This window comes from Anaerobiospirillum sp. NML120449, from assembly GCF_023051105.1.
GTDB lineage: Bacteria > Pseudomonadota > Gammaproteobacteria > Enterobacterales > Succinivibrionaceae > Anaerobiospirillum.
The window spans coordinates 41,532-67,218 of sequence record NZ_JALKIL010000010.1; the positions used below are offsets into that span (position 1 = coordinate 41,532).

Annotated in this window: 14 protein-coding genes; 5 read left to right on the forward strand and 9 right to left on the reverse strand. The window is 53.4% G+C overall.

The features are described 5' to 3' along the window. Entirely contained in the window at positions 1 to 1,182 is a 1,182-nt protein-coding gene (locus MXE41_RS04525) for an efflux RND transporter periplasmic adaptor subunit (protein ID WP_247099521.1), read from the reverse strand. Positions 1,183 to 2,328: 1,146 nt separating this feature from the next. Between MXE41_RS04525 and MXE41_RS04530 the strand changes: the two genes are divergently transcribed. Further along, complete coding sequence (locus tag MXE41_RS04530) at positions 2,329 to 2,973, forward strand: TetR family transcriptional regulator (RefSeq protein ID WP_246976049.1); 645 nt, start codon at positions 2,329 to 2,331, stop codon at positions 2,971 to 2,973. A gap of 293 nt (positions 2,974 to 3,266) precedes the next feature. Here the strand turns inward: MXE41_RS04530 and yciA are convergent, their stop codons facing one another. The 5 genes from yciA to MXE41_RS04555 all read right to left on the reverse strand — a co-directional run bounded on the left by yciA (position 3,267) and on the right by MXE41_RS04555 (position 9,228). Further along, the gene (gene yciA / locus MXE41_RS04535) at positions 3,267 to 3,785 is read right to left on the reverse strand and encodes an acyl-CoA thioester hydrolase YciA (RefSeq protein WP_246976046.1); all 519 of its coding nucleotides are present in this window, start codon (positions 3,783 to 3,785) and stop codon (positions 3,267 to 3,269) included. A 406-nt stretch (positions 3,786 to 4,191) separates the two neighbouring features. Next, positions 4,192 to 4,851, reverse strand: coding sequence for a lactate utilization protein C (locus MXE41_RS04540; RefSeq protein WP_246976043.1), 660 nt, complete (start codon positions 4,849 to 4,851; stop codon positions 4,192 to 4,194). Continuing rightward, positions 4,844 to 6,283: a LutB/LldF family L-lactate oxidation iron-sulfur protein gene (locus MXE41_RS04545; protein ID WP_246976040.1), complete on the reverse strand. Its 1,440-nt coding sequence runs from the start codon at positions 6,281 to 6,283 to the stop codon at positions 4,844 to 4,846. The genes MXE41_RS04540 and MXE41_RS04545 overlap by 8 nt, the downstream gene beginning before the upstream one ends. A gap of 2 nt (positions 6,284 to 6,285) precedes the next feature. Further along, positions 6,286 to 7,038, reverse strand: coding sequence for a (Fe-S)-binding protein (locus MXE41_RS04550; protein WP_247099522.1), 753 nt, complete (start codon positions 7,036 to 7,038; stop codon positions 6,286 to 6,288). Between the two features lie 528 nt (positions 7,039 to 7,566). After that, positions 7,567 to 9,228: a lactate permease LctP family transporter gene (locus MXE41_RS04555; RefSeq protein ID WP_247099523.1), complete on the reverse strand. Its 1,662-nt coding sequence runs from the start codon at positions 9,226 to 9,228 to the stop codon at positions 7,567 to 7,569. A 1,597-nt stretch (positions 9,229 to 10,825) separates the two neighbouring features. On the opposite strand from MXE41_RS04555, the gene MXE41_RS04560 reads away from it, so the two are divergent. Both MXE41_RS04560 and MXE41_RS04565 read left to right on the forward strand, forming a co-directional pair. Further along, complete coding sequence (locus MXE41_RS04560; RefSeq protein WP_247099524.1) at positions 10,826 to 12,364, forward strand: squalene/phytoene synthase family protein; 1,539 nt, start codon at positions 10,826 to 10,828, stop codon at positions 12,362 to 12,364. A gap of 318 nt (positions 12,365 to 12,682) precedes the next feature. Next, positions 12,683 to 13,318, forward strand: a complete 636-nt coding sequence (locus MXE41_RS04565) for a thiol:disulfide interchange protein DsbA/DsbL (RefSeq protein ID WP_246976028.1) — start codon at positions 12,683 to 12,685, stop codon at positions 13,316 to 13,318. Positions 13,319 to 13,493: 175 nt separating this feature from the next. Here MXE41_RS04565 and MXE41_RS04570 read toward each other — a convergent pair whose 3' ends face one another. Next, complete coding sequence (locus MXE41_RS04570) at positions 13,494 to 14,696, reverse strand: acyltransferase (protein ID WP_247099525.1); 1,203 nt, start codon at positions 14,694 to 14,696, stop codon at positions 13,494 to 13,496. A 610-nt stretch (positions 14,697 to 15,306) separates the two neighbouring features. Here MXE41_RS04570 and MXE41_RS04575 point away from each other — a divergent pair. Further along, positions 15,307 to 15,855 carry a hypothetical protein gene (locus tag MXE41_RS04575; protein ID WP_247099526.1) on the forward strand — a complete coding sequence of 183 codons (549 nt, stop codon included), beginning with the start codon at positions 15,307 to 15,309 and terminating at the stop codon, positions 15,853 to 15,855. Positions 15,856 to 16,082: 227 nt separating this feature from the next. Here the strand turns inward: MXE41_RS04575 and MXE41_RS04580 are convergent, their stop codons facing one another. Together MXE41_RS04580 and MXE41_RS04585 are read right to left on the reverse strand one after the other, a co-directional pair. After that, positions 16,083 to 17,255 carry a heme biosynthesis HemY N-terminal domain-containing protein gene (locus tag MXE41_RS04580; protein ID WP_247099527.1) on the reverse strand — a complete coding sequence of 391 codons (1,173 nt, stop codon included), beginning with the start codon at positions 17,253 to 17,255 and terminating at the stop codon, positions 16,083 to 16,085. Between the two features lie 3 nt (positions 17,256 to 17,258). Further along, positions 17,259 to 18,524 carry a uroporphyrinogen-III C-methyltransferase gene (locus MXE41_RS04585; RefSeq protein ID WP_247099528.1) on the reverse strand — a complete coding sequence of 422 codons (1,266 nt, stop codon included), beginning with the start codon at positions 18,522 to 18,524 and terminating at the stop codon, positions 17,259 to 17,261. Between the two features lie 1,168 nt (positions 18,525 to 19,692). Between MXE41_RS04585 and MXE41_RS04590 the strand changes: the two genes are divergently transcribed. Next, a complete protein-coding gene (locus tag MXE41_RS04590; RefSeq protein ID WP_247099529.1) occupies positions 19,693 to 25,584 on the forward strand; it encodes a class I adenylate cyclase in 5,892 nt (1,963 codons plus the stop codon). Positions 25,585 to 25,687 lie beyond the last annotated feature (103 nt).

A 25,687-nucleotide genomic window follows, 5' to 3' on the forward strand; every position in this document is an offset into this window, starting at 1 on the left:
TTAGCCGGCCTTGGCTGGGGCAGCAGCCTCACCTTCAGCAGGCTTCTGCTCGGCCTTAACCTCGCTTACAGGGGCGCCGGAGCGAATCTTCTGCAGATTGGAGCTGATTACTCTGTCACCTACCTTAAGACCGGAGGTGATAACGAAGTAACCCTCATACTCGGTACCGATCTTGACGATGGAACGCTGAGCCAGACCCTTGTCATCGATGATGTAAACGTAGCTCAGACCACCGGCCTCACGGATCACGGCATCCTGACGGACTACAATAGCATTTGGCAGGGTACCCTCGTGCAGGTCGCCACGCAGGAACATGCCTGGCAGCAGCTGACGGTCAGGGTTAGGAACAATAGCGCGCAGGTTAACCATGCCGGTGGTCTCATCAACGGTTACGTCTGAGAACTCAAGCTGGCCCTGGTGAGCGTACTTGGTGCCATTGGAAAAGTAGATATCAACAGGAGCCTTGCCGTCGGCGTTCTTGAATACGCCTGATGCCATGGCCTGACGCAGAGCCATGTGATCCTCTACAGTCTGACCGAGGTCAACGTACATGGGATCAAGCTGCTGAATGATGGTCAGAGGGTTGGTCTGCTGGGCGTTTACCAGAGCACCTTCAGTGAAGTTGGACTTGGAAATACGACCGGAGATAGGAGCATATACCTTGGTATAGGCAAGATTGATGTTGGCAGTTTCAACGGCAGCCTCAGCAGCCTTAACTGCAGCATCGGCCTGCAGATAGGCAGCCTGAGCATCATCATAGTCCTGCTTGCTCACGGCCTTCTGCTGCAGGAGCTGACGGTAACGGTCAGCCTTTAACTTGACTGTATACAGGCTGGCCTGAGCGCTCCTGAGGTTGGCCTGAGCGCTGTTAGCCTGGGCCTCATAAATAGCCGGATCAATCTGATATAGCTGATCACCCTGGTTTACAGTAGAGCCTTCAACGAAAAGACGCTTCTGGATAATGCCTGAAACCTGAGGGCGGACTTCGGCGCGACGGGTGGCGCTGACACGGCCGGTCAGATTGGAGACGACAGGAACTTCCATGGTCTTGACGACAAAAACGTCTACAGGAAGACTCTGAGGACCTCCTGCTTTCTGGGCTTCACCACATCCTGTGAGCATAATGGCCAGTGCCAGTGCACTTGGCAAAAGATGCTTTTTATTAACCTTTGACAGGAACATACCTGATAATCCTTAAAAAATGAGGTGGAATGTTACGGCCGTGATCTATTAGACCCGCACTCACAACAGGGCATAGCCCATTGAGGGGCAGGAGCCATTTGAGAGAGCCGGTCTGATGGTCATGACAGTACATGGGTGATTTATCAAAAAAGCAGGGTCTGACAGGTGGGGCACTCTGCCTCAGTTGTGAGCTCATGGCCTCACGCATGCGACAGTTCAGATAACTGTTTTAATACTCCACCGGGCCTGTTGCCCCTCATGAGCCCTGAGCCTGCAGGGCCTGAGCATCTTACCGGGGCCTTGCCTCAGGCAGGACTCAGGCACGTAGAGGGCCTTTGCCTGTCATTGAGGGCTGTACCCGGCAGCGCAGCCTTATGCTTTGATGATAAACAGCTGTGATATTCAGGATCTGAACATAGGCACTTTGATTATGTTCTTAGTCCTGAACGCAGTTGAACCAGTTCCCCGTCTTGCACGGGAAACGCCCGCAGGCCACGTGCTGCCATGGCAGCAGCACTGGCCTGTATACAACATACATGCACGGATGTATGTAACAGAGGCTGAATGTGTCCCCTTGTGAACCAAAAAATGCTGTTATCGCTTATTTTCAGGCATGGTAGAGGGCGCTACCGTGCGCCTTGTGACCGGGCAGAGATGCTGCTTTGATGGTCATGAGCCTCTGATATGAGACGCTTACTGCCCCTGGCAGTCCTGTCTCAAAGAAATTTCCTTCGCAGTGATGAGATCAGCAGAGAGCTGACTCAGAAATGGCATGGATACACACTTGCTGATGTTTTACTTACAGTTTAAATCATCATGAAAGTTATCGCTTGTCCAAGACAACAAAAGCATCAGCCAGCCGTATCTATATTTACGGTAAGCATGATGCTTTCTCTATTGTGAATGTATCACATGACAGGGCAGCGGCATAACCTGGTGGCGCTGCCAGACGCATCTGCACTTTAGTGCAGCATAAATGCGTTATTTAAGGGACGGAATTCAGGACTGCGGCCCTGGTGTTCCCTGCTTGCTAATAATAAATTATTGGGCGGGAAAATTATAGCACCTTTTCATACATACATGAATGTATGTTATAATTTTTTTCCGCCAACTCAGGTTTTCTTTGCTCTTTTTGAGGTGCGGAATATGCCACGTAAAACTTTTGCTGAGTCCATGGAGACCAGAAACAACATTCTGATGGCCGCTCAGCGTGTGTTTGCCAATAAGGGTTTCAACAAGGCCTCGCTTACTGATATTGCAAGAGAGGCTGGTGTGACCCGTGGTGCTATTTACTGGCATTATGAGAACAAAACAGCTCTGCTGGCATCCCTGCTTGAGGAGGAGGCCCGCAAGCTCAACCTGGTGTCTACCCTGGCCTCAGCTGCCCATGAGACTCAGGCTGATCCTTTAGGTCAGCTTAAGAAGTGGGCCATGATGCACTTTAATGAGGACTCCAAGTCATTCTTTAACTCATCAGTAATGGCCATTTTCGAGAGCATTATCCATTCTGATATCAGTCACGAGGCCCGTGAGCAGCTTGAAGAGCTCATTCATCTGCGTCTTATCAGCATCGAAGATGCCCTGCGCAATGCTGTGACCTTAAAGAAGCTGCCTGCTGATACCGACATTGAGCTGGCTGCCGTATACATTCAGTCCACAATGCTCGGTCTTATCATTCAGATGCGTCAGAACAATCTGACCCACTCAGCTTCCTACTACCAGTGCATTATTGAATGCATGTTCAATCACATTGGTGAAATCAAAATCGGCTGTGGCCGCGACCAGCACTGACGTCAGATCCTGACCTGCTACAGCTGCGGCCTCAGTTGGCCGGCAGCGTCTCCGCCTGCACCAGCGTCAGCTGCGGCCGCAGTTGCGCCAGCGGTGCCTGCGCCGGCAGCGCCGCTGCCAGCAGCAAGGCGTGGCCATTATGGCCGGGCTTGCCTGCAGGGCAGCCTGATAAAACAAAAAGCCTGATCGGATGTACTTCGATCAGGCTTTTTGTTTTGGGCCAGAGCTATGGCTCTGCTCCCGGGAGCCGGGTAACGGCAATGCGCTGCTCTGCGCAGCGACGCTGTGCGCTGTTATGAGCAGCTGTTATTGCGTATGGTGCCATCGGCCTTGAGGCCGGCTGTGGCAGCATCGATGCCGCGCTGGGCAATTTCATGAGCCTCAGCTGGCAGAGGGCGTGGACGGCCGTTTTCATCTACAGCTACGTAGGTGAAGCTGGCTTCGGTAACCAGGTAGCGCTCGGCTGTTTCATCGTCGTAGATCTTTTTGACCCACAGCTCAAGGTTAACCTTAAGTGAGGTACGGCCTACTTTGGAGCAGTGACCATAACAGCAGACCACATCACCCACCTCAACAGGCTTGAGGAAGTTCATGGCATCAACAGCTACGGTGACGACGCGGCCATGGGCAATTTCTCGGGCCAGGATAGCACCTGCAATGTCCAGCTGTGACATGATCCAGCCGCCAAAGATATCGCCGGCAGGGTTGGTGTCACGTGGCAGGGTCATGGTGCGTAACAGCAGATTGCCAATAGGTGGATGAGGGTGGTTATCGGCTTTTTTCTGTCCGTTTGTTGGTTGAGTATCTTGCATTTTCGTTCCTTGAGCTTCCCGTCAAAGATGATCAGCCTGTGTTCATGGGCTCTGCCGACCGGGCATGCGCCTCAGGCGCCTAAGGCCCCTGTGGCTCCAGACCGGCAGCTGCAGCCTCGGCTGCAGGCTCAGACCGCCCATTTCCTGCAGTAACGGCTCCCCGTCCTGCGAGGCCATTATAGGACAAAAAGTGGTCCTGACCGGACCTTTTTTCACAGCTGCAATGCTGCATCGACCTGTACAAATCAGACCGTTCGGCCCGGAGCCTAAGGCACAGGGATCTGCTGTGCCGCCAGGCGGCAGCAGGTGCAGCACGTTGACGGCGGACCCGCAGGGCCTGGATCCATTAAAAAAGCCCAGCATGAGACATGCTGAGCTTTTAAATAAGACAGAAGTAATCTTCTTATTAGTACAGGATCAGGTGTACCTGAGTAGAGCCGTGTACGCCGAATACGGTAACCAGCTCAACGTCGGAAGTACGGGACGGACCGGCGATGAACAGTACGTTGGTTGGCAGTACATCAAGTTCGCTCTTGACCTTGTGCAGAGCGTCAACCAGGCTCTTTACCACACGCTCCTTCTTGAGGAGCATGATGCAGGTAGGGGTAACCAGAGACAGCATGCGAGGCTGGTTTTCAGTTGAAACCACGCAGGCAACACCATGGGAGGCCACACCGGCAAAAGCATTGATGATAGAGAAGTCGGTATTGAATACCTGATCTCTGATGTCTTCAATGGCGGTGTCAAAGCACAGCTGGCTTGCAGACTCTACACGCTTGAGGTCAATGCCGATGTCCTTTGGATAGACCAGGGTCCTGGCATTGCGCTCTCTGGTAATGGAATTGATGGTGTCGTACAGCTGCTCAGGCTTGATGTCATGAACCACAAACTTGTTGTTGGTCATATTGGTCTTCATGTTCTCAATCAGATTTTCTTCCATCTGAATGTGAACAACAGGGTCCTGAGTCTCAACACGGCAGAAGTCAGGCTTCTTGTAGCCCTCACTGACGCGCTTTAAGATTTCCTCACGGCTGCGCTTGGAGATCTGCGCAATTACATCATTCATACTTAACTCCCTCGATCTTCTGTACTTTCTTGTAGAAGTTGCCGCTTACGTCTGGTAACTGCTTGTAGGCATCCCAGCTTCTGGCAACAGGAAGCACAGGTCCGAAAGCCTTGACCAGAGGGTTGAAGATGTGGGCCTGTGAGAAAGCAGTACGCCACAGATCACCGTTGGTAGCTGCCCTGGCAAAGAGTTTGAAGGCAAACTGCTCGGAAGCGCTGGCCTTGACGTTCTCAGAACCGGTAATCTGACCTTCGCCCTGACCTACCTTATAGGCACGCAGTTCACGGATCAGATCGGCAAGAGGGATCTTCTCAGGGCATACCTCAGAGCAGCGACCGCACTGAGAGCAGAAAGTAAGCACATCACCTGTCTTATCAAGACCAAAGAGGTTAGGAGAAATAACCTCACCAATTGGGCCAGGGTAAGTAGTACGGTAGGAGTGACCGCCGATCTTGTCGTAAACAGGACAGAAGTTCATGCAGGCACCGCAGCGTATGCAGCGCAGAGCTTCGTGGAAGTCCTTGTGACGGAGCATGGAGGTGCGGTTGTGATCGAAGATCACAATGTGCATCTGACGAGGACCGTCCTTGTCGGTTTCTTTACGTGGACCGGAAATAATGTTGTTATAGGTTGGGATGAACTGACCGGTAGCAGAAGGGGTCAGCAGGTGCACCAGAGTGGCGGCATCCTCAAAGGTCTCAACTATCTTTTCGATGCCGCAGATAGCTACGTGGATGTCCGGAGCAGTGGTACACATACGGCCATTGCCTTCGTTCTCGATGAGCCAGATTGCGCCTTCCTTGGAGATGGCGAAATTGACGCCGGAGATACCCATCTTAAGATGCTGGAACTGATTTCTTAAGTGGCCACGGGCAATGGAGTTGAGCTTTTCGATGTCAGACTCAAGAGGAGCGCCCAGCTTGTCGTGGAAAATCTGACCTACTTCGTAGCGGTTGCGGTGAATGGCAGGTACTACGATGTGTACTGGAGGCTCATCATTGAGCTGGAGAATGAGCTCACCCAGGTCGGACTCAACAGCGTTGAGGCCCTTTTTCTTGAGGTAGTGGTTCAGACCGATTTCTTCAGAGGCCATGGACTTGCCCTTGAGCACCTTGTCCACGTTGTTCTCTTTCATGATCTGATAGATGATTTCGCAGGCGTCCTGATCGGTGCTGGCAAAGTGCACCTGAATGCCGTTTTTGGTGGCATTCCTCTCGAACTCTTCGATACGCTCCTGCAGAGACATCAGGGCGTTGTTCTTAACCTGACGGGCACGGTCACGCAGGCCCTGCCAGTTTTCGAACTTGTTCTCAATGAGTTTCAGACGGTTGCCCTGGAGGGTATGCATGGCACTGGTAAGGTTCTCACGCATCTGGGCATCGTGGAGCTTCTCGTGAACGATGGTTTTGTGAGGAATTGCAGCTAAATCCATATTTATAAATCCTCACCTGTTACACGCTTGAGAATGAAGTCATAGATGTTCATGACCTTGATGTCGGTAATACCCTGGCGGGCCAGAGCGCCGGAAATGTTGAGAATACAGCCATTGTCGCCAGCCAGTACTACCTTGCAGCCGGTTTCCTTGATGTGCTTGATCTTCTCGGAGACGATGGCGTTGGAGATCTCAGGCTCCTTGATGGAGAAGGTGCCACCAAAACCGCAGCACTCTTCCTCGTAAGGAATATCAACGAGATTTACATTCTTGAGCTGGCGGATCAGAGCCTTCTGAACAGGGATACATTCCTGAACACGCAGGGAGTGGCAGGATACGTGGAAGGTAACGTTCATCTGCGGACCCTTGTCCTCAAGCTGCACCTTCAGCACGTCAGTCAGATACTCGGACTCGTCATAAATACGGGCGGCAAAACGATCGATGGAGTCACGCACCTGCTGACTGTCGTCCCTGAACAGGATCTTGTAGTCGTGGCTCATCATACCGGCACAGGAGCCGGCTGGAATTACGATTGGGTAATCATTGTCTGCAAACAGGGACATGTTATAGAAAGCAACTTCCTTGGCTTCCTTGAAATATCCGGAGTTGAATGCAGGCTGACCGCAGCAGGTCTGCTTTTTCTTGAAGGTGATCTTTGCGCCGTACATCTGCATCAGCTTGATGGAGCTGATTACGCTGTCCTGAAGAGCAGTTGAGCCCATGCAGGTCGCAAAGAAATTAACGTTGTGATCCATGCGGAAAAACCATCCTAACGTGTGAGGTGTTGAAAAACCGGTAAGCAGGGCAACATAGCCCGTACCTTATTGTTTTGTTTGACCGGGCCTGCCTGAGCCGGGAACGGGCAAATCTGTGTTCCTGCCGGGGCAAAGCTTACAGGGCCTGCAACCTGGGGGAAAGTGCCTTACGGTAGTGTTCCGGGGGCAAAATCAGGTTTAAGGGCCTTTTACCGCTGCTGACAGTCGTATCTGAATGTTCAGGTGACTTCAGTTTGTGGTGACAGATAAGGAAAGGGAATGTTTGATCAGCTGTAACTATACATCTTAACAGCTCATGTGCGGTTATGCATGCAGCAAATTGAAGAAAAATTCTGAACTTTACTGCCATATGGCAGCATAAGCCATGGTGTGAGCCTAAACGCGCTCACGGACGGAAAGGAATTCTGTTATCTGGATACGGGAACCCCACATTCAGATGAATGTGGGGCTGTCCCTTAGAGAGCCTTGATGCTCTGTCTAACTGCTCTGAATCAGAGCTTTATGCCATTAGTGGGCAAGGTACTGGATTTCTGGAATCATCCAAGGCAGGAAGAATGCCACAGTGAAAATCCAGGCGCCGATGATGAGGATGAAGGCTATGGAGTACTTTAAGGTGAACTTGAACAGTTCGGACTCGCGGCCTACCAGACCTACAGCGGCACAGGCGATGGCGATGGACTGTGGAGAAATCATCTTGCCTACTACACCACCTACGGAGTTGGCAGCCAGGAACAGGGCCTCACCGATACCAAGGGTCTTGGCAGAAGCCTGCTGGAGGATACCGAACAGTAAGTTGGAGGAGGTGTCAGAACCGGTTAAGAACACGCCAATCCAGCCAATGACAGGGGAGAAGAATGCAAAGCCGCTGCCGGTGCTGGCAAATGCCAGACCAAGGGTGGTGGACATGCCGGAGTTCTTGGCGATAAAGGCGAAGGCTACTACCAGACCGATGGTGATGATAGGGATGGCCATCTCCTTTAAGGTATCCCAGAAGCACTCCATTGCGTCTTCAGTCTTAATGCGCAGGATAGCGATAGTTAATAAGGCTGCAATGAAGATGGCGGTACCGGCCTGGAAGGCGATGAGGTTAACAACCTGAGCTACCTTGACATCAGACAGTACGCTTGGGTCAAGAACGTCTGGGCTCTTGATGGAACCGATGGTGGAGTTGAACTGGACAGTTACCTGAGTGAACTCAAGGATAGAGCCCTTGGCAAACAGGCTTAAGAATAATGGGTTGGTCCAGATGATGATTAAGATGATCAGCAGTAAGAATGGGACCCAGGCACGGAAGACAGTCTTGAAATCAAGGTTGCCATCGGTCTTGAAGTTGGTCTCGCCATCCAGACGGAAGATGTTCTTTGGCTGCCAGTACTTTAAGAAGACAGTGGTACATACCAGAGCAACAACGGCAGAGGTGATATCAGGTAACTGAGCACCAATGTGGTTGGAAGTATAGTACTGGGTAACAGCAAATGATAAGGAGGTTACCAGAACAGCAGGGAAGGTCTCACGTACACCCTTCATGCCATCCATTAAGAATACGATGAAGAATGGAACGGTTAAGGATAATGGGAACAGCAGACGACCGACCATTGCAGAAACTGCGTGCTGATCTACACCAACAAGGTCAGTCATGGCGGTAATAGGAATACCTACAGCGCCGAAAGCTACTGGAGCGGTGTTGGCAATCAGACACAGACCGGCAGCGTAAATAGGCTGTAAACCAAGACCTACCAGCAGAGCTGCGGTAATGGCTACCGGGCCACCGAAGCCGATTGCACCCTCGAGGAAGGAACCAAAGCAGAAGCCGATTAACAGCACCTGAATACGGTGATCAGGGGTAATGCTGATAACGGACTGCTTGATTATCTCAAAGGAGCCGGACTTGACGGAAAGCTTGTACAGGAAGATCGCGGCAACGATAATCCAGGCGATAGGCCACATACCGTTGGTGTAACCCTGTACAAAGGAAGCGCCCACGAGCTGGGCAGGCATGTCGTAGAAGAAGACGGCAACGAGACCGGCCAGAACTACGGTGATGAAACCTGCCTGATAGCCCTTGAGCTTGAATACTACAAGACAGAGCAGGAAGCAGAGAATTGGAAGTGCTGCGACCAGGGCGGACAGCCAGATGTTGCCCGCTGGATCGTAGTTTTGAATCCACATAAAAGACAATCTCCAGGGAATTGGGTAAAAACTGACGTCACAAATATATAGAAAGGAAAATGCGAATTTTTGATACGTTTTTGCATCTGATAGGGAATTGATTGCTCACATCAGGCTTTTTTCAGGGATATTTAGGCAAAACGTGATGCACCTCAAATGGAAAATCCCGTTTTTAAAGGCTTTTATCTGATTTTGGCTCTCAGTGAGATCCAGCTCATGTTTTTGCCAATTGCTCCGGACGGGTACTTTTCGGGGGCAGGGAAATTGTGATCTGCATCCCATGGAACCCCTGTTAAAAGTCATATTTATGCGCCAGGAAGCTTGTATCCAAGGTGCACGCACTAACAAACTAGATAAATATCGCCTTTATCGTCAAAAATGGTACTTTTGGTCAGTAAGGTCAGGATAAAGAAAACATTGGCAGGTACCGTGCGTAAAGTCAATTATGTATACTTTTACAGCCGCCAAATATATGGGTGCTAGGCAGTAAAAGTCCTTAAATACAGCAATAATTTCGCTGCAGAGCGCCAGTCCTTTTTACAGTCAAACATCAAATACGTGTATAAAAATTTTTACATCACAGCCTCAGTGTGATCTGGCCCACCCTGTCCTGAAAGTCCAGCACAGCCAGGCCAGTGTAGTAAGCATATGCTAACCTGTATATGCTATAATCGATATGCGCAAAAAGTGCCCGCACAAGGCACGGCAGCAAAATCCTGCAAGTATCTGAATTATCTGGCCTGCATGCCCATGGCAGTACGTATGCTGACTGCCGCCGCTACAGCATTTCACGGCATGGGCAAAACTGGTGTTTATTTTTGTCTGGTATCCAGGCAAAAATCGGAGCAAATCTTATAAACAAGCCGTTCGTGCAGTGCACGCCAGTTGATCAAAGGCCCAAAAAGCCCTGTTTGCATAACAAAGCCCATTTCAGGTCTAACTCCCGCCAAGGTCTCACAATCATCAGGGCTCTAACGCCCAAATCCCCCGACACCAGCCCAACCTCCCGACACCAGCTCTAATCCCCGGGCACCAGCCCTAATATCCAGCAAATCCCCGGCAAAGGCTGCTCCCGCACCAATAACCCCGCACACCACTGCTAAGCGCATATCGCCTGTGCTCAGCTCAATCAACCTGAAACTTTGGAAAGCATCTGCATTTCTTACCGACATCCATGCTTTGCGTATATTGCCAGGCCTCAGCCTGACATACGCAGAGACTGACAACTGGGCGGGCAGCAGCATGACCAATTCAGGAAGGTCTGCCAGTTCGGTGCTGGTGCTTATTTGGCTGCATTTATATGTATATATAAAGGAGGAGCAAAGTCAGCACGGAGCGAGGTGCAGGAGTGGGCTGAGGGGCGGGACCGTGTTTAGGCCGCATGGTGCAGCTGTTACTTGCTATGATTTGCCTTATAATGGCAGGTGCTGTGTCTACGGAGTCTCGGGCATCCTGCAGATTTCCCTCTCTGACGGACAATACTGTTTAACGCTCCGCAGGTGAGACCGATACAGCGCGCCCGTGTGTCCGTAAGACCTGAGCCTTTCAAGGATGAGGCTGACATGGCGCTTGGTGATAATTGCTTCAATTTAAGGTTATGGACAGTAAACCCCCTCCTAGTTGTCACAACACCCCTATCCCAAATCACTCAGGCTTAAGAGGGGCTGCGCAGCAGCGTACCCGCAGGGCATGTGCCCAGAAAAACGCCTGGTTCCACCTCCAGCACAGTGAATACCATCCTAAGGGTGGCGCTGCCTCAGAGCAGCACGATGAGAGCAAGTCCTCATCACGCTCACGTCCTGGCCGCATGTTTTTCCGTCCTTCCCGTACCCGCGATGCCTTCCTCAAAAAGGACAGGAGCACTTCCTTTGCCCCTGGTGGACGTCCGTCTGAAGTCTTGGCAAAACCACAGGACAAGGTCAAGGATCAGCTGCCCCCTCAGACTGAAGCAGGGGGTGCAGAACCTGCGGCCGCATCTGCATCTGCAGCCGTATCGGCAGATGCAGCCGCAGCTCAGAGTGCATCAGCTGGCAGCGCCAGTGCTGGAGCAGCCGGCAGTGCAGCAGGCAGAGCATCGGCTGAGGGCGAGACAGTGATTTCATCTGAGGTGCTGAGCGTTGAGCTTATGTATGAGCACCTTAACAAGGTGTCCCGCTCCTTTGCTCTGACCATTCCTCTGATCCCTAATCCGCTGCGTGACTGTATCAGTCTTGCCTATCTGCTGTGCCGTGTAGTCGATACAGTAGAGGATGATGCCCGTGCCCCTCTGGTGGACAGAATTACCTGGCTTTCAGATTTCTCTTTCCTGTCCGGAAGTGACTTTGCTGACCTTGATGTGCTGCTGGCCTTAAAGAAGCGTGCTCTGGAGCTGACCTCAACCGGTGGTTCTGCTGCCGATGACATTGAGCTGCTCAAGGTTATGGATAAGGCAGTCAATCTGCTGCTGAGCTACGACGAGGAAATTCAGGCCGTACTGTGCCGCGCCCTGTCCATCATGTCTCATGGCATGTCCAGTAATCTGCGCCGCCGTCTGCATGAGGCCAACCATACTGTCAGCGATCTTGATGAGGTCGACAGCTACTGCTATTTTGTAGCCGGTGTGGTGGGTGAAATGCTCGCTGAGCTTTTTGTTCTGTACGACAGGGAAGTGGACAAGAAGGATCTGCTTGAGCTGGCCGTAAGCTTTGGCGAGGGGCTGCAGCTGACCAATATCCTCAGAGACCGTGCCCGTGATGCCACCCGTGGCGTATCATTTATTCCTGCCTCCAGTGAAGAGGAGGTTCTGGAGTACGTGGCCATTACCGAGGGGCATTTGAGCGATGCTATTGCCTTTATCTGCTCGCTTAGCAAAAAGGAAAGCGCCGGTGTTCGCCTGTTCTGCTTTACCAACGTGGTCATGGCTCTGTATCTGCTCCGCCAGATTGCAAGCCGCCCAATGGACCCAGAGTGCGATTACCGTATTTCCCATTCCATGCTGCGCCGCCTGCTGCTGTTAAGCCGCCTTGCTGTGCGCTCCAACCTGGGAGTACGTCTGCTGAGCATGGCTCTTACTCTGGGTATGAGATCGCAAAAGCGCAGCGTACGTCAGCTGCGTGACAAGGTCTCTATCTGGGACCACTCTCCAAATACCAATTAGCCCGACTTGGGTATGGCGCCGCGCCCGTCGCTGGAACGACGCCAGTACCGGCACCAGTACCGGCGCAACGCGCCCGTCGTCCCGCTGCCCCGCGCATTATGCCTTGCTCATGGCTTGACGGGCATGTTGCCAGGCGCCTTGGTGACTGGGTGGTGCTCGTACGTTCATGGCCGCACAGGCCGTAAATGAGTGGATCCTGGGGGCGACAGTGCCTTTGAAAGTGGCCTGTTGACCTGTCTTTTTACTAAGGCACGAAACTTATAATCATCACTGACTGGACATTGTTTAACACATTTTTTTGCTAAGAGATGTACTGCTATGTGGAAGAAAATTCTTGCTCCATTATTCGTGGTAATGGCTGCTTTCGTTTTTACTCAGCAGGCTGCTGCTGCCGCCGAGTTCAAGGAAGGTGTGCACTATCAGGTTAAAACTGACAAGCTGACTCCAAAAAAGGAAATCCGTGAGTTTTTCTCTTTCTGGTGCGGCCACTGCTTCCAACTGCAGAAGGATTTTGCCAGCATCAAGGCTGCTTTCCCAAATGCTGCCTTTGAGCTCAACCCTGTTTCCATGATGGGTGGCAACATGGGCCCTGAGTCCCAGTTTGGTCTGGTCATTGCCCAGAATCTTGGTCTTGAGGAGATCTATGTAAAGGAGCTGTTCAAGGCCATGCACGAGGACGGTAATATCCCAAGAACCCACGCTGATATGGTCGCCTTTGCCAACAAGATTGGTATTCCATCCAACAAGTTTGAGCAGGAATACAAGTCTTTTATCGTAGCCGGCAAGGTTTCCCGCATGGACAAGTGGGCTGAGCAGGCAGGTATTGAGGCTGTTCCTGAGATTCTGGTCAACGGCAAGTATCTCGTGACCATGGAGTCTGTCGACGATGTCGAGGGCCTCAAGCAGATCATCGCCTACCTGCTGGACAAGGATAACGTTCCTGACGCAAAGTAAGTGATACGTCAGCGCAGCCATGCCTGGTAATGTCAGCGCTGCACAGCTCAGCTACGAGCCGCCATCAAGGCGGCCGTAGCGCAGGAACCAAAGAAAAAGGCCATCGCAATGATGGCCTTTTTCTTTTGTAGTCAGCAGTGACGGCAGGTGGCTGTCGCCGCTGCAGACGTGAGCTTTAAGGAGCTGCAGTCTCCTTTTGTTTGCTGTCAGCGGCGATCTCCACCACGGCTGGCTCAGGCTCAGGCGTGGCATGAGCTGCGCTGTCAGCCTGAGCGGCATCGCAGGCCGGGGCTGCCTCTGCAGCCTGGACGGCATCGCTGGCCGGGGCTGCCTCTGCAGCCTGGATGGCATCGCTGGCCGGGGCAGCCTCAGGAGCAGGTGCAGTTGCGGCGTCAGCAGCACGGGCTGCCTGAGCCTGGGCTGGTTTCTGGGCCGAACTTGATGGCTCGGACCAGTCAGGGCGGACATATTCCTTGCCCAGAAGCTGGGCAATCTGCTCGTCCTTGCGCTGCCAGATCTGGCGCAGTTCATTGGTAAAGCTGCGCTTGAACTGCTTGTCGGTCATATAGTCGCCTACCAGACGGCTCTGAATGGTTTCCCTGTCGATGATCTCAACGCGGGCAATGACCTTTTTGAGACGGCCGCACAGCAGCTGATAGAAGACGCTGGAGCCCTCTTTGGCGCCTGGATAGAGCAGGGTAGTGTTGAGCATGCAGTCGATATTGTTACCAATAATGCCAAGAGCAACAGCAAGAGAGGCGGCCTTTGGAGGCATCAGGTTCTGATATGGAGATTTCTGGGCGCGGGCCTTTTCCGGAGTAAAGCGGGTACCCTCAACGAAGTTGACCAGGCTTGATGGATAGACCAGCAGGCTCTTGCAGGCTTTGCGGGTAGCGTCCAGATCGCGGGTCTTGAGCTTTGGATTCTTGAGAATCTGAGCACGGGTGTAGCGGCGCAGAAAAGGCATGCCTACGGCATAGCAGGCCTGACCAATGACAGGGATAAAGATCAGAGACTGCTTGAGGAAGAACTTGGTGATAGGGATGCGATAGCGGTAAACGTGGCAGAGCATCACAATATCAGTCCAGGACAGATGATTGGAAATAATAATGCAGGATCCTTTTACCTTAAGGTTCTCAAGACCCTTAATATCCCAGTCCACATTGGTGGTAATGCGCATCAGTCCGGCATTGTGAGCACAGAAGCAGTGGAAAGCCATCTGACCGTAGGCGTCGACAAAGGACAGTACAGGCTTAAATGGCAGGATAAGCTTGACCAGCGCCAGAATGATGAGCGGCACTGACAGTAAAATTGAGGCAATGCTGATCATTACCATATTGATGATAAAGAGCAGCGGAGCAGGTAAAAAGGACAGCATAAAGGAAATCTCGCTAATGCCGGCAGGGAAAGGACTTTGCTGTAAGGAACAGTCCTGTCGGCAGGAACAGACCTGTTGTGCAGGTATCATCAGGTACGCCAGCGCAGCTTGTCAGCCACTCAGCCATGCCCGGCCCGGGAACTTGCCGGTCATGCATGAATGCCAAGGGCCTTGCCTGGGTACATGCAGGCGTGTATGACTGCCATGGGCCTTGCCTGGGCACATGCAGGCGTGTCTGACTGCAGTGGGCCTTGCATTAGTACATGCAGGCGTGTCTGACTGCAGTGGGCCTTGCATTAGTACATACATGCCGTGTCTGACTGCAGTGGGCCTTGCATTAGTACATGCAGGATGTGTATGACTGCCCTCAGGCATTCATGGGGCTGCGTGCGTCAGCAGGTGGGCATGCGTGCGTGAATGTGGCGCGATGACATGGGCCTTATGGGGCGTACATGTCTGAATAAGGGGCGATTTTATCATACAGCGGCTGACTGTGAGGGACCGGATGCCCGTCTTATGAGCAATGCCCGCTACTGAGGACTTTTCCCACACAGATGCATTTCATCTTTGTATAATGCTCAAATCCTATTTATTCAGAATTTTTAATCTTATGAAGCACAACATCATTTCAGCTGCCGCTGTGCGTTCCTTAAGGGCCGTAGGCTGCACTGTGCTGGCTGCTGCTCTGGGAGCCGGCATGTTTTCTCAGGCTCATGCCGCCGCCTCCTATGTCACCATGAGCAATGACAAGGAATTTACCGCAGGCAAGCTGCTGCCGGACTTTTCCATGACTCATAACCGTAAGGACCGCACCGTGTCCTTTGTCAAAAATGACGGTACCGGCAAGGCCTTTATTCAGATCATGCCAGCCTCTCCTCATCTGAGCACCACCAAGGCCTATGCCCAGAATGTCATGGACTCCTATGCCGGCTGGGGCCTCAAGGCCCAGATTGCCCGCAGAGGTTTCAGCTTCAAATATGTGGACAATGCTCCATGCACCGGCCTTATCAGCTACTTCGACGGTACTTCCTATCTGATGTTCGGTGCCTGTGGCTTCATCTCCCGTGAGGAAATGACCAAAGCTTTCCTGGTAGGCAAGAAGGAGCTCAATGTAGACGAGACTCTGTATCGCAGCTCCACCCCGTCAGCCTATTACTGATGTCAGCATGCGCCTGCAGCAGCTGCCGCAATTGCAGCTGCAGGCAGGCATGGCCGCCTCGCAGGTGGCCGAGCACGGCTGCAAGGGCGTGGCGGCCATGGTGGACGGTCGGGGCCGGCTTTGCGCTCCTGTTGTGCAGCGCACATGAAAAAAGGTCTGCCCCTGTTAAGGGGGCAGACCTTTTTTGCTGCTCGTGATGCTGCGCCGCAGGCGCAGCACCTGGCATCTTACTGCTTTAAGGCCAGAGCAAAGAACTTGGAAGCCTCTTCATAGCGGTCAAGGCGCTCATTGAGCTCAGCTGCCAGCAGATAGAGGTCACGATCCTTGGTGACATCCAGAGCCTGCTTGAGGTGCTCCTTGGCCTCGGCAAGACGGTCAGACTTCATTTCCATGTTGGCAAGGGCCTTTAATAAAGGCACATTGGTCTGGCTGCCGATGGCATTGCCCTTTGTCTGAGCTGACAGCTCATTAAGAACGGCCGGTACGGCTGCGCTCCAGCGGGAGATGGAGTCGAGGAATTCAGGGGCAGGGTTGTGACGCAGGATATCAAGGGCATACTTGCCTGACTTTTCAGTGTCACCGAGCTTGACCATGCGGGTCAGGACTGGAGCCATGACTACAGGGTCATGACGCTCAGCGCGTGCCATGCCTGATACCAGGGAGTCGAGCTCTTCAACAGTAGCAGAGCCGCTCAGGCGGGCACGGGCAGCCTGCATGTTGATGAGGCTGGCCTCCTGATCGTCAACAATATCGAGCTTCTTTAAGGTTGGCAGCAGCTCCTGGAGCTTGTCGTAATTGCCACTGGACTTATAGCACTCGTAGAGCAGACGGGTGGTAATGGCGCGGGAGTAGCTGTCCTGCTTGACGCTTTCGATATTCTCGATGGCAGCATTGATATTGCCAATCTGCATGTTCAGACGGGCTCTTAACAGTCTGCAGGCAATTTCAGAGCTGTCAGGGGCCTTTTCGGCCTGCTCGATGAAGCTGCGGCAGCTGTTGAGATCACCGGCCTTGAAAGCGCACTTGGCGCCCAGCAGCAGGCAGTTGGCTGGCAGAGAGTCACGGTCACCTGACTTGTTGATTAAAGCCAGGGCACGGTTGTAGGCACCCTCTTCATAGGCCATGAAAGCCTCATTCTGCAGGGTCATCTGCTTTTTGGACCTGCGGTTGCCAAACCAGCGGGAGGCAGAGCCAGGCAGCTTGATGGAGCTGTTAATGATATTAACCAGCACATGCAGTACGAGGAAGGTAACAAAAGTAATGATAATGGCTGTGGTCAGCGAGGTTTCGATGATAAAGCCTTCAGTGGCGATATGTACGAAGCCCTGGCTGTCAGCAAGGCGAGGACCAACAAAGACCGCACCGCATAACAGAGCAATTGCCAGGAGTATCTTAATCATGGACTATTTACCCCTACCTAATAAGTGCTCACGGGCAAACTGGGAGAAAGCGGCAGAGCTCTGAAGAACCTCAGGGGTCTGAATGGTGATTTCGCTCTTTTCGATACCGGTGAGCATGTCCAGAGTACTGGTGGTAATGGTGCTCTTTGGATCGTAGTAAGCCTTGATCAGTCGGACAGCGTCAGCAAGGTTGGCCTGCATGGCTTCCTTGTCACCGTGGGACAGATCGGACTTGGCCAGCAGAATTCTGGTCTTGATGTTCTCACGCAGATATACGTCCTGCTCCGGAGTCAGGAACTCGGTAGCAGCTTCGGCATCACGGCGGCGTACTTCAACAAAGCGTGAGGCAAACTGATTGGCTGAGTTGAGCAGATTGGTCTTCCAGTCGGCTACATCAGCACTGACCTCGTTGCTCTTTTCAAAGGCAGCAGCACGGGTCTTAGGATCGGTAAAGCCCTCAAGCACCAGGGTGTCTACATTGTCATAGGCACGATCAAGGGTCATACCCATGCCGCGTATGTCGACGATACTGATGTTGTTGAGGTTGGCAATATCGCGGGAAATTGCCTCGCGCAGGGCGACTACCTGCTCATCTTCGATGTCGATGAGAAGTTCGTCAGCCTGGGTGAGCATCCATACAGCAGCCTTGATGTCCTTTTCAAAGACGGCCTTTACCTGGGCATTGTTGACCAGGAAGTAGGACTCGGCCAGCTGCCAGTCATATGGATTGCGGGACTCAAAGGCGCCTACCCTGGCGGTAAGGTCGCTTACAGTCTTGCCCTGCTGCTGCTGAGCGGCGATGAGCTCATTGACAGTAGTACCAAGAGTCTGGAAGTTCTGAGCCAGACCTGAGGTGGTCTGCTGCAGAGCGGCATTCTGAGTATGGGCGTTCTCAAGGAGGGTGGCCTTCTGCTCAACCTTGAAGGTGGCATCGGCAATCTGCTGCTTGATGGTGTCGTAGGTGGAGCTCATGGACATGAGCTTCTGCTGATTCTGAAAGGCGGTGAAACCGGCAAAACCGGCAGCGCCCAGTGAAATCAGAGTAACCAGCCATAAAAGACCGGTCTTTGCACCGGAAGAACCCTGAGCCATCCTGGTAGACAGGCGATATTCAAGCTCCTTGAGCTGAGCCTGATCTACATAGACTGGAGCACCGGAAGAGCCTGCCTGAGTCGGGAGTTTGGACTGTTTCTCAACAGCTGCAGCTGAGCCTGATAAGGTCTCAACCTTTTGAGAAGTGCTTTCGGTGGTGGACGTTTCTTTTACCATTTTGATCCCTGCATGGGCCTTTGTTAAACAACACCTGCATACTATGTCAGGCATCCAGAGTGACTGCGGTGACCTTCCAGATGATGTCGACCAGACAGTCACTGCTGATGAGCAGAGCCCTGCCCAAGAGTTACGGAAAAAGTCTGCACCGGGGCAGAGCTTTTGCCATGGAAATTCCCAGCCGCTGTCATTAAACCCAGGTGCTTTCATCACCTGTCAGCGGACTTTGTGCCGGGGAAGAATCAGTGCAGAATCAGGGGCGGGTGCTCCTTATGGCCTGATGCCCGGTCGTAGTAGTTAACTCATGAGATATCCGAGTTAAATAGTGATTTTATCACTAAATACGCTCATATTATCCCGGCCTGACCGATAAGTGAGACTCATGGTAATAGAATAATGTAAATCTGAGAACGCAACTGCAGGCGTATAACTATGATTTATATAAGCAGGCCCGGTATTTTGCCCTTCATATTACCAGGCACTCAGGCGCTCCAGGCAAAATCTGATTTTGTGACAGGACACGCACCAAAAATCACAGCCGCATCGGTCCATGGTCCGACTGCACGGCATATTTATCACGGCCATTAGGTGGTAAGACAGGCCCTCTGCGTACAGGAACGGCCAGCCGCGCCCGCCCCTGGACATGCACAGGCGCAGCAGTTCCGGCCGACCCTGAACATGCACAGGCGCAGCAGCTCCGACGGCCCCGGGACATGCAGAGGCGCAGCAGTTCCGGCCGACCCTGAACATGCACAGGCGCAGCAGCTGCGGGCGTCCCTGTGCATGCACGGGAGCGGGCAGGGTTCACGGGCAACTGCCCTGTTCCCGGTATGGGCGCGCCATGGCCACTGTATCGGGGCATAAAGTGGCGTTCTTATGATTGCCCGTGCAGGTGCGATATAATCATGAGTTTCAGATATTTTCCCTGGCTGTGGCGCATGGCTGACCCATGTCATGGTAACAGCCTCCTCAGGAGGCTGACTTCAGTAACGTCAATGCCACAGCGCCCGCCCCTGAGCTCCGGCAGTCCGGCCGCAGTGGGCGCCGGTACTCATGCAAATGTTTTGTGGGCGGGGAAAGTTCAGTCTGGAAAGGTGCGGGCTCAGCCTGTATCCTGGATGTTTCACTGTCAGGAACGATCATGGTTTATATTCCCAAAAAACAGATCATGACACGCTTCAAGCGCTACAGGGAGCTCAATGAGACCCGCCTTGCGCACGCCCTGTCACTGATGAGCCATGATGCCCGTTTCTGCCTGTCCATTGTTCCGGTGCTGCTGCATTACAATCATGTCAACCTGCCTGGCTACCGCTCAGGCGGTGTACCTCATGGTATAGACATGTTTACCCCTGATGAAAGACAGAGACGCTTTTTACAGGACACTCTGGTTACAGGGGCCCCGCCTTTAAAAGAGCCGCGTGAGCATGCCATTCTGGGCCTGTACGCCATGGGCTCAACCTCCTCAATTGGCCAGTCTGACAGCTCGGATGTGGATATCTGGGTATGTGTCAAAGCCTCGCTCAGCCGCGAACAGACCGCTGCGCTGCAGGACAAGTGCCGCTTTATCACCAAATACATCAAATCCCAGGGCGTAGAGCTCAATCTCTTCGTTACCCCTGAGGATCGCTTTACCAATTTCCAGCCTGACTGCCTTGATGAGGAAAACTGCGGCAGTGCTCAGAATCTCTTCCTGCTCGATGAGTTTTACCGTTCTTCCATACGTCTGTGCGGACGCTACATTGTCTGGTATCTCATCTCCACCAAGGAAGAGCAGCAGGCCTATGACGAATATGTAACTTTCCTTACTCAGGGTGTTTCCGGCATGGAGCAGTTCATTGCTAAGGCTCCTGCAAGCTCACACATTCTGGTCAATAACAGAGCCGGTCATACGCGTGTTATTACCTGTCGTGACCTGAGCGAAAACACCAGACATTTCTCCGCTGCCTCGGCCCCCTTACTGTCAGTCTGCCCTCTGCTGGCCAACAGCTCCCTGTACGTCAGTGCCATGAATGAGCATGAGGGCACAGTAGTGCGCTCAAGTCTGCTCTCATCGCTTGAAAGCGGCACCATACTCAATCTTCACAGTGGACGCAGCATCGATACGCAAAGCCAGCTGGTCAATTTCTGCGGCTCCATGGAGCTTGCCTACCCGCTTACCAGTCAGCTTGTTTATGCCTCCCCTGTAGTAACAGACTGCCATGTCAGCTCAGCTCTGGGCTCAGTACCAGGTGTGCTCCACCGCTGCAGCTATGCTGCTCAGGCCGTAAGCATTTCCGTCCGGACTGACTCAGGTGTCGCAGCACCAGGCGATGCCGGCGCGGCATCTGCCGGCGCAGCTGGCGCAGCAGCCATAAGCGGCGCCTGCGCCAGCGGCCCCGCTGACGACGGCCTTGATGATGACTGGGCACCAAGCCTTGAGCAGGTTTATGAGCTTAACAAGGTAGAGCTGCCTGACACCCAGGTAGCCATTGACCTTGATAATGATGATCTCATTGATGATGAGTACTTCAGGCAAAATGGCATTCCTCACTATGCCGGCTTTTTAAGTCTTGAGGACTGGATTGCCCAGCTGCGTGACGGTTCCATGCTCCCGTCCTTTATCAGCTCGGACGCCCTGATGTCCCGCTCGAGCGTCTATGCTCCTGTCATCTATACCGATCAGCAGAGCGATGCTCAGGCCGATGCCCAGGCACGTCGTGTCGCTGCTGCACAGTCAGGTGACAACAGTTTTGTCAGGGGCATTACTGATGAGGCTCTGCGTCAGCTGACCAATCTTCGTGAGCTGTCCAGCCGCTCCAACCAGATTATTAAAAACCGCATTGTCAGCACCCTGTTCCGTTTTGGCCATGCTCACAAAGAGGCGGTCACCTCTGCATCCGGGCACAGCGCTGAGGGCTTAGCCTCATTGGGAGCTGATGCGGCATCAGGCCAGTTCGTGGCCGGCGCCTCTATATCCGACGGCGCTGGCAGGGGCAGTTTTATCCGCCGTGCCATAAGAGGCCGCAAGGCAGCCATCGGGCCAGCGGCCCCTGGCGCCGCTGCAGCCACGGCCGCAGCAGCTGACACTGGCAACAGCCTGACTCTGCAGGCTGCAGCTGCCATGGATGCAGCTGCTGCCGCAGGTGCACTGCTGTCTGATAAGAGCGCTGCTGCCATGAGCACTATGCATGGCGCAGCACACGGGGCAGGCCGTTCTTACGTGCCTGCAGCCTCGCTGTCAGCTTCGGCCTTATACGATGACGCCGCAGGTGCAGCCAGCTCTGAATATCTTGAGCTCAATCCGGCAGCCCGTGCTCTGCTGGCCTCCATGGACAATATGATTACCTTTGAGTCCATGGGAGAGGGCGCTGACAAGGACAGTAAGACAGCAGTACAGTCATCTCTGTCAGTCAGGGCCGTATCTGATGCAATTACTTCAGACCCCCTGCAGCGCAGCATGGCTGCAGGCATGTCAGCCGTATCTGAAGGCATGTCAGCTCCATCAGCCTCCTCCTCAGTATTTAACAGCCCTGCCCTCCATATGGTGTCCGGCTCTCGCAGTGAGTTGCTTACCGCAGGTTCAGCTGAACTTGCCCATGGCATCACTGATGAGCGCTACATAGTAACTGTAAATAACAGTCAGGGACAGCCGGGGCTGAGCAGCGTAATGTCATCAGGCATGCGCTCTGGCATGTATTCAGGCACTCAGGCCGACATGAATGTTCTGCCCGGGGCCTCCATGGCTGCAGATGCCGACAGGAACAGGCAGGAGCTCGCCTTTGGCGGTCAGCCGCAGCCTAAGCCACTGCAATACTCTCTGTTCAAGTCCCAGTCCTGGTCCCGGCCGGCACCTGACTCAGGTGCTCAGGGCCCTTCCGGTAACGCCGTCCTTGCTGCCCCCGGTGGCGCAGGTGTGGGAGCAGGCGCCGGAGCAGGAGTGGGCGCAGGGGCGGGCGCTGGCAGTGTTCATGATGATGATCCTTCCCTGCTGGCCGCTCTGATGCAGGCCGAGCATGAGCTGTCACGCGATGAGCTTCTGGCAAGCACTGAAGCTGCAGACAGCTCCAGCTCTATTATTCGTCGCGCCCGTGCTCACGACCGAGCTGCTGCCCGCCTCGAAAAGCTCCGTCAGATGCGCAGCGCGGCCGCCGCATCAGCTCATGCAGCTGCCTCAGACCATGCCCCATGCCATGCCCCAGTCACTGCCGCTGAGCAGGTCTCGACGCTGTCAGCAGTGCAGGCAAATTCAGGTGCTGTAAATGAAAGTAACAGTGGTGAGGCTCATGGTGGCGCCACCGCCTCTGCCCTTGGAGGCAGACTGCGTCATGCAGCCCTTTTTGCCTGGGCTTCAGGCAAGTACCGAAAAGCAGGCAGCAAGTCTGCTATAGCTGACCATACGGATCATGCGCAGAGTCAGGGTCAGCCATCTTTTGAGATCAGCGCTGAAATTACCCTGGGCACTGGTGCCCACAGCCCTGATCTGACCATTGAGCGCAAGGAAACGGCAGTAGCGGCCGGCTCTGCCGCTGACGCCGCTGACGGCCTTTATGACAGCACCTTAATCACTGCCGGTAGTCAGCGTGCCTGGTACCATGATGAGCAGAGCCATGATGCGGCCGTTGCTGCAGCCGCCGGCGCATTGAGCGCAGCTGCGGCTGGTGTCGGTGCTGATGCCGGTGCCGGTGCTGCGGCCGCAGGTGAGGTGCATGCTGCGGGCAAGAGCAGGGGCCGACGTCGCAGTCGTACGGCCCGGCGTGCCTCGGTGAAGATGGTGCGCGTAGCACGCTCTCTGGCCCGTAATACCAGTTTTACTCTCAAGCTGCAAAAGTTTTTCCCGACACAGGGTGAAAGGGGCGCCCAGCGCGTCAGCTCTACCCTGAGCTCTCCTTATGCCCAGGATCTTATGACAGGTTCTGTGGTGGGCTTTTCAGGCAATGTGAGCCTGACTCTTGATGCCAGCCGTGCTGCCCGTGAAAGCAGGTCCAATGCCGATGGCCGCCATGAAAAGGCCGCCGGTATTGAGCGTCTTGCCGCTGCGATGGGTATTGCTCCGGTACCGTTTTTAAACAATACTCTGCCGGTCGAGCATTTGCTTACTGAAAGTCAGTCCATTGAGGATCTCGATCATTACGTTGATGGCAAGAAGAAACTGGCCAGCAGCTCAGGCAACTACCCTGAGTGGGCTTATGGCAGCATTCTTAGCCGTCAGGAGTGTGAAGAAGAGGCCCGCACAGACAATTTCCACGAGTTTGAGGCGCCTCTTGATGCCAGCGAGTGGTTTGATTTTGGCTCGGTGGTAAAAAGCTCACCTACCGAATATTTCGGATCAGGTCTGTGGCTGCTGTATAAGGCCATTGATTCACCATTCAAGGTGGTACTCAAGATTCTGCTCATGGAGGCCTACTCCAATGACTATCCTGATACCCATCTGCTCTCTTCAGAGCTCAAGGACTACATGCTGTCGCACGACGGCTACAGCCTTGATCTGGACTCGTACTATCTGATGTATCTGAAGGTATCCAATTACCTGCAGAGCATAGGCCATGAAAGCCGTCTGATGCTGATGCGCAAGTGCTTCTATCTGAAGATCTTCATGGGCCTGAACAACAAGGCTTCCTATCATCGTGATGACTTCAGACTCAAGCGCGAGCTGCTCAACAAGTTCAGCGTACGCTGGGGCTGGTCTCCTGAGTTCGTAAGTGAGCTTGAACAGGTGGCCACCTGGAAGATGGAGGCAGTGCGCTCCTTTGACAAGGAGGTCTACCGTACCCTGCTGGAGAGCTATCAGTCGCTGCTGCGCTTCTCGGTGCGCCATGGTATTGAATACGCCATTACCTCCGATGACGCCGGTATTCTCTCGCGCAAGCTCTACGCCGCTTTTGACCGTTTCCCGGGCAAGGTAATGGTGATTAACAGCTCCTTCTCTCATAACCTTGAGGAGCGTGACCTGACCTTTATCTGTCCTTCTCCTAACAGCCTGTGCCGCCGTGGCTGGCATCTTTACAGTACCGCAGGAGACGACGTTGCCCTGCTCAATCTCAAGGTCAGCTACATTGGCGCACGTCTTAGTGAGGTGGTTACCTGGGCTGTATTTAACGGTCTGCTTACCACCCGAACCTCTACCTGGGTAAAGGGCGCACCATCGGCTGTTACCCCGCTTAAGATCAACAAGCTCAGTCACGACATTAAGCGCTATCTGCAGCCACGCCGTGGTGCTGTTTCCGAGCAGAATCTGCAACGCTCAGTTAAGCTGAATGGCTGTCTGGTAGTGCTCAATCTGGAAAAGGACGATACCGAGCTGTTGCAGAACAAGATTGTCGATATCGACTACAGCTCTACTCTGTGCTGTGGCCGTCAGCGCAGCTGTCTTATCGGCTCCATTGATCTGATTACGGTTAACAGCTGGGGTGAGCTGCGTACCATTGCCCTGCCTAATGGTGAGGAGGGCGTGGTTGAACTACTGGCTACCCTGCTGCGCATTATGAGTAACACTACGGCTGTTAACAGTGTCAAGGACATGCTGGAGCTTATTGAGATCTGCTCTTATGCTGCCTCTTATCAGGATCTCATCAAGTACGATCTTGAGGGCACAGTAAGACAGGTATTCAGCTGTATGACTACTGACAGCAGCTCTGAATACGTCTTTGATGTGGGCCGTAATACCTACATTGCCCGTGCTCAGGGTGAGCGTGGTGTCATGATTAACAAAAAGAGCGTCTTTGGTTCCAGCGAGTATGACATAAGCGTTCTTTCCCGTTATGGAATGCGTCCTGAGTATGCTCTTCAGGTTCCTCCTATTGTGGACCGTTATGCCACCTCAGGTATTGTTCAGTACTTCTTCTGTCCACAGACCAAGGGACACTGGGATATCTACATTGTTAATGAGCGCAACGAGGTAACTACCTACAGGAACTACTTTGGCTCGCGTGCCACCCTGGTAAACGCCATTAACCGTTTCTATACCAGTCAGAGCGAGGGCGGCAGCAACAACGCCGTACGCTTTAATCTTCCTCAGTACTTTGTGCTCAACAAGGACCTCAACTCCATTCACCCATTCACCATCCGGGGCAGCTCCAGCTGACCTGCCCACTGGATCCCGCAGCAGTCGCCTGCACTGCAATTTGTCCTGGTTAAGTGACTGTAAGTCCGGGCAAAGGGGGAAATTTGAACCTGTATGGGGCAAA

Excerpts from the sequence above, each read along its gene's own strand:
- MXE41_RS04550 (WP_247099522.1), bottom strand. The coding sequence starts at position 7,038 with ATGGATCACAACGTTAATTTCTTTGCGACCTGCATGGGCTCAACTGCT.
- MXE41_RS04530 (WP_246976049.1), top strand. The coding sequence starts at position 2,329 with ATGCCACGTAAAACTTTTGCTGAGTCCATGGAGACCAGAAACAACATT.
- MXE41_RS04565 (WP_246976028.1), top strand. The coding sequence starts at position 12,683 with ATGTGGAAGAAAATTCTTGCTCCATTATTCGTGGTAATGGCTGCTTTC.
- MXE41_RS04585 (WP_247099528.1), bottom strand. The coding sequence starts at position 18,524 with ATGGTAAAAGAAACGTCCACCACCGAAAGCACTTCTCAAAAGGTTGAG.
- MXE41_RS04540 (WP_246976043.1), bottom strand. The coding sequence starts at position 4,851 with ATGAATGATGTAATTGCGCAGATCTCCAAGCGCAGCCGTGAGGAAATC.
- MXE41_RS04580 (WP_247099527.1), bottom strand. The coding sequence starts at position 17,255 with ATGATTAAGATACTCCTGGCAATTGCTCTGTTATGCGGTGCGGTCTTT.
- MXE41_RS04590 (WP_247099529.1), top strand. The coding sequence starts at position 19,693 with ATGACACGCTTCAAGCGCTACAGGGAGCTCAATGAGACCCGCCTTGCG.
- MXE41_RS04570 (WP_247099525.1), bottom strand. The coding sequence starts at position 14,696 with ATGCTGTCCTTTTTACCTGCTCCGCTGCTCTTTATCATCAATATGGTA.
- MXE41_RS04545 (WP_246976040.1), bottom strand. The coding sequence starts at position 6,283 with ATGGATTTAGCTGCAATTCCTCACAAAACCATCGTTCACGAGAAGCTC.
- MXE41_RS04525 (WP_247099521.1), bottom strand. The coding sequence starts at position 1,182 with ATGTTCCTGTCAAAGGTTAATAAAAAGCATCTTTTGCCAAGTGCACTG.
- MXE41_RS04575 (WP_247099526.1), top strand. The coding sequence starts at position 15,307 with ATGAAGCACAACATCATTTCAGCTGCCGCTGTGCGTTCCTTAAGGGCC.
- MXE41_RS04560 (WP_247099524.1), top strand. The coding sequence starts at position 10,826 with ATGGACAGTAAACCCCCTCCTAGTTGTCACAACACCCCTATCCCAAAT.
- MXE41_RS04555 (WP_247099523.1), bottom strand. The coding sequence starts at position 9,228 with ATGTGGATTCAAAACTACGATCCAGCGGGCAACATCTGGCTGTCCGCC.
- yciA (WP_246976046.1), bottom strand. The coding sequence starts at position 3,785 with ATGCAAGATACTCAACCAACAAACGGACAGAAAAAAGCCGATAACCAC.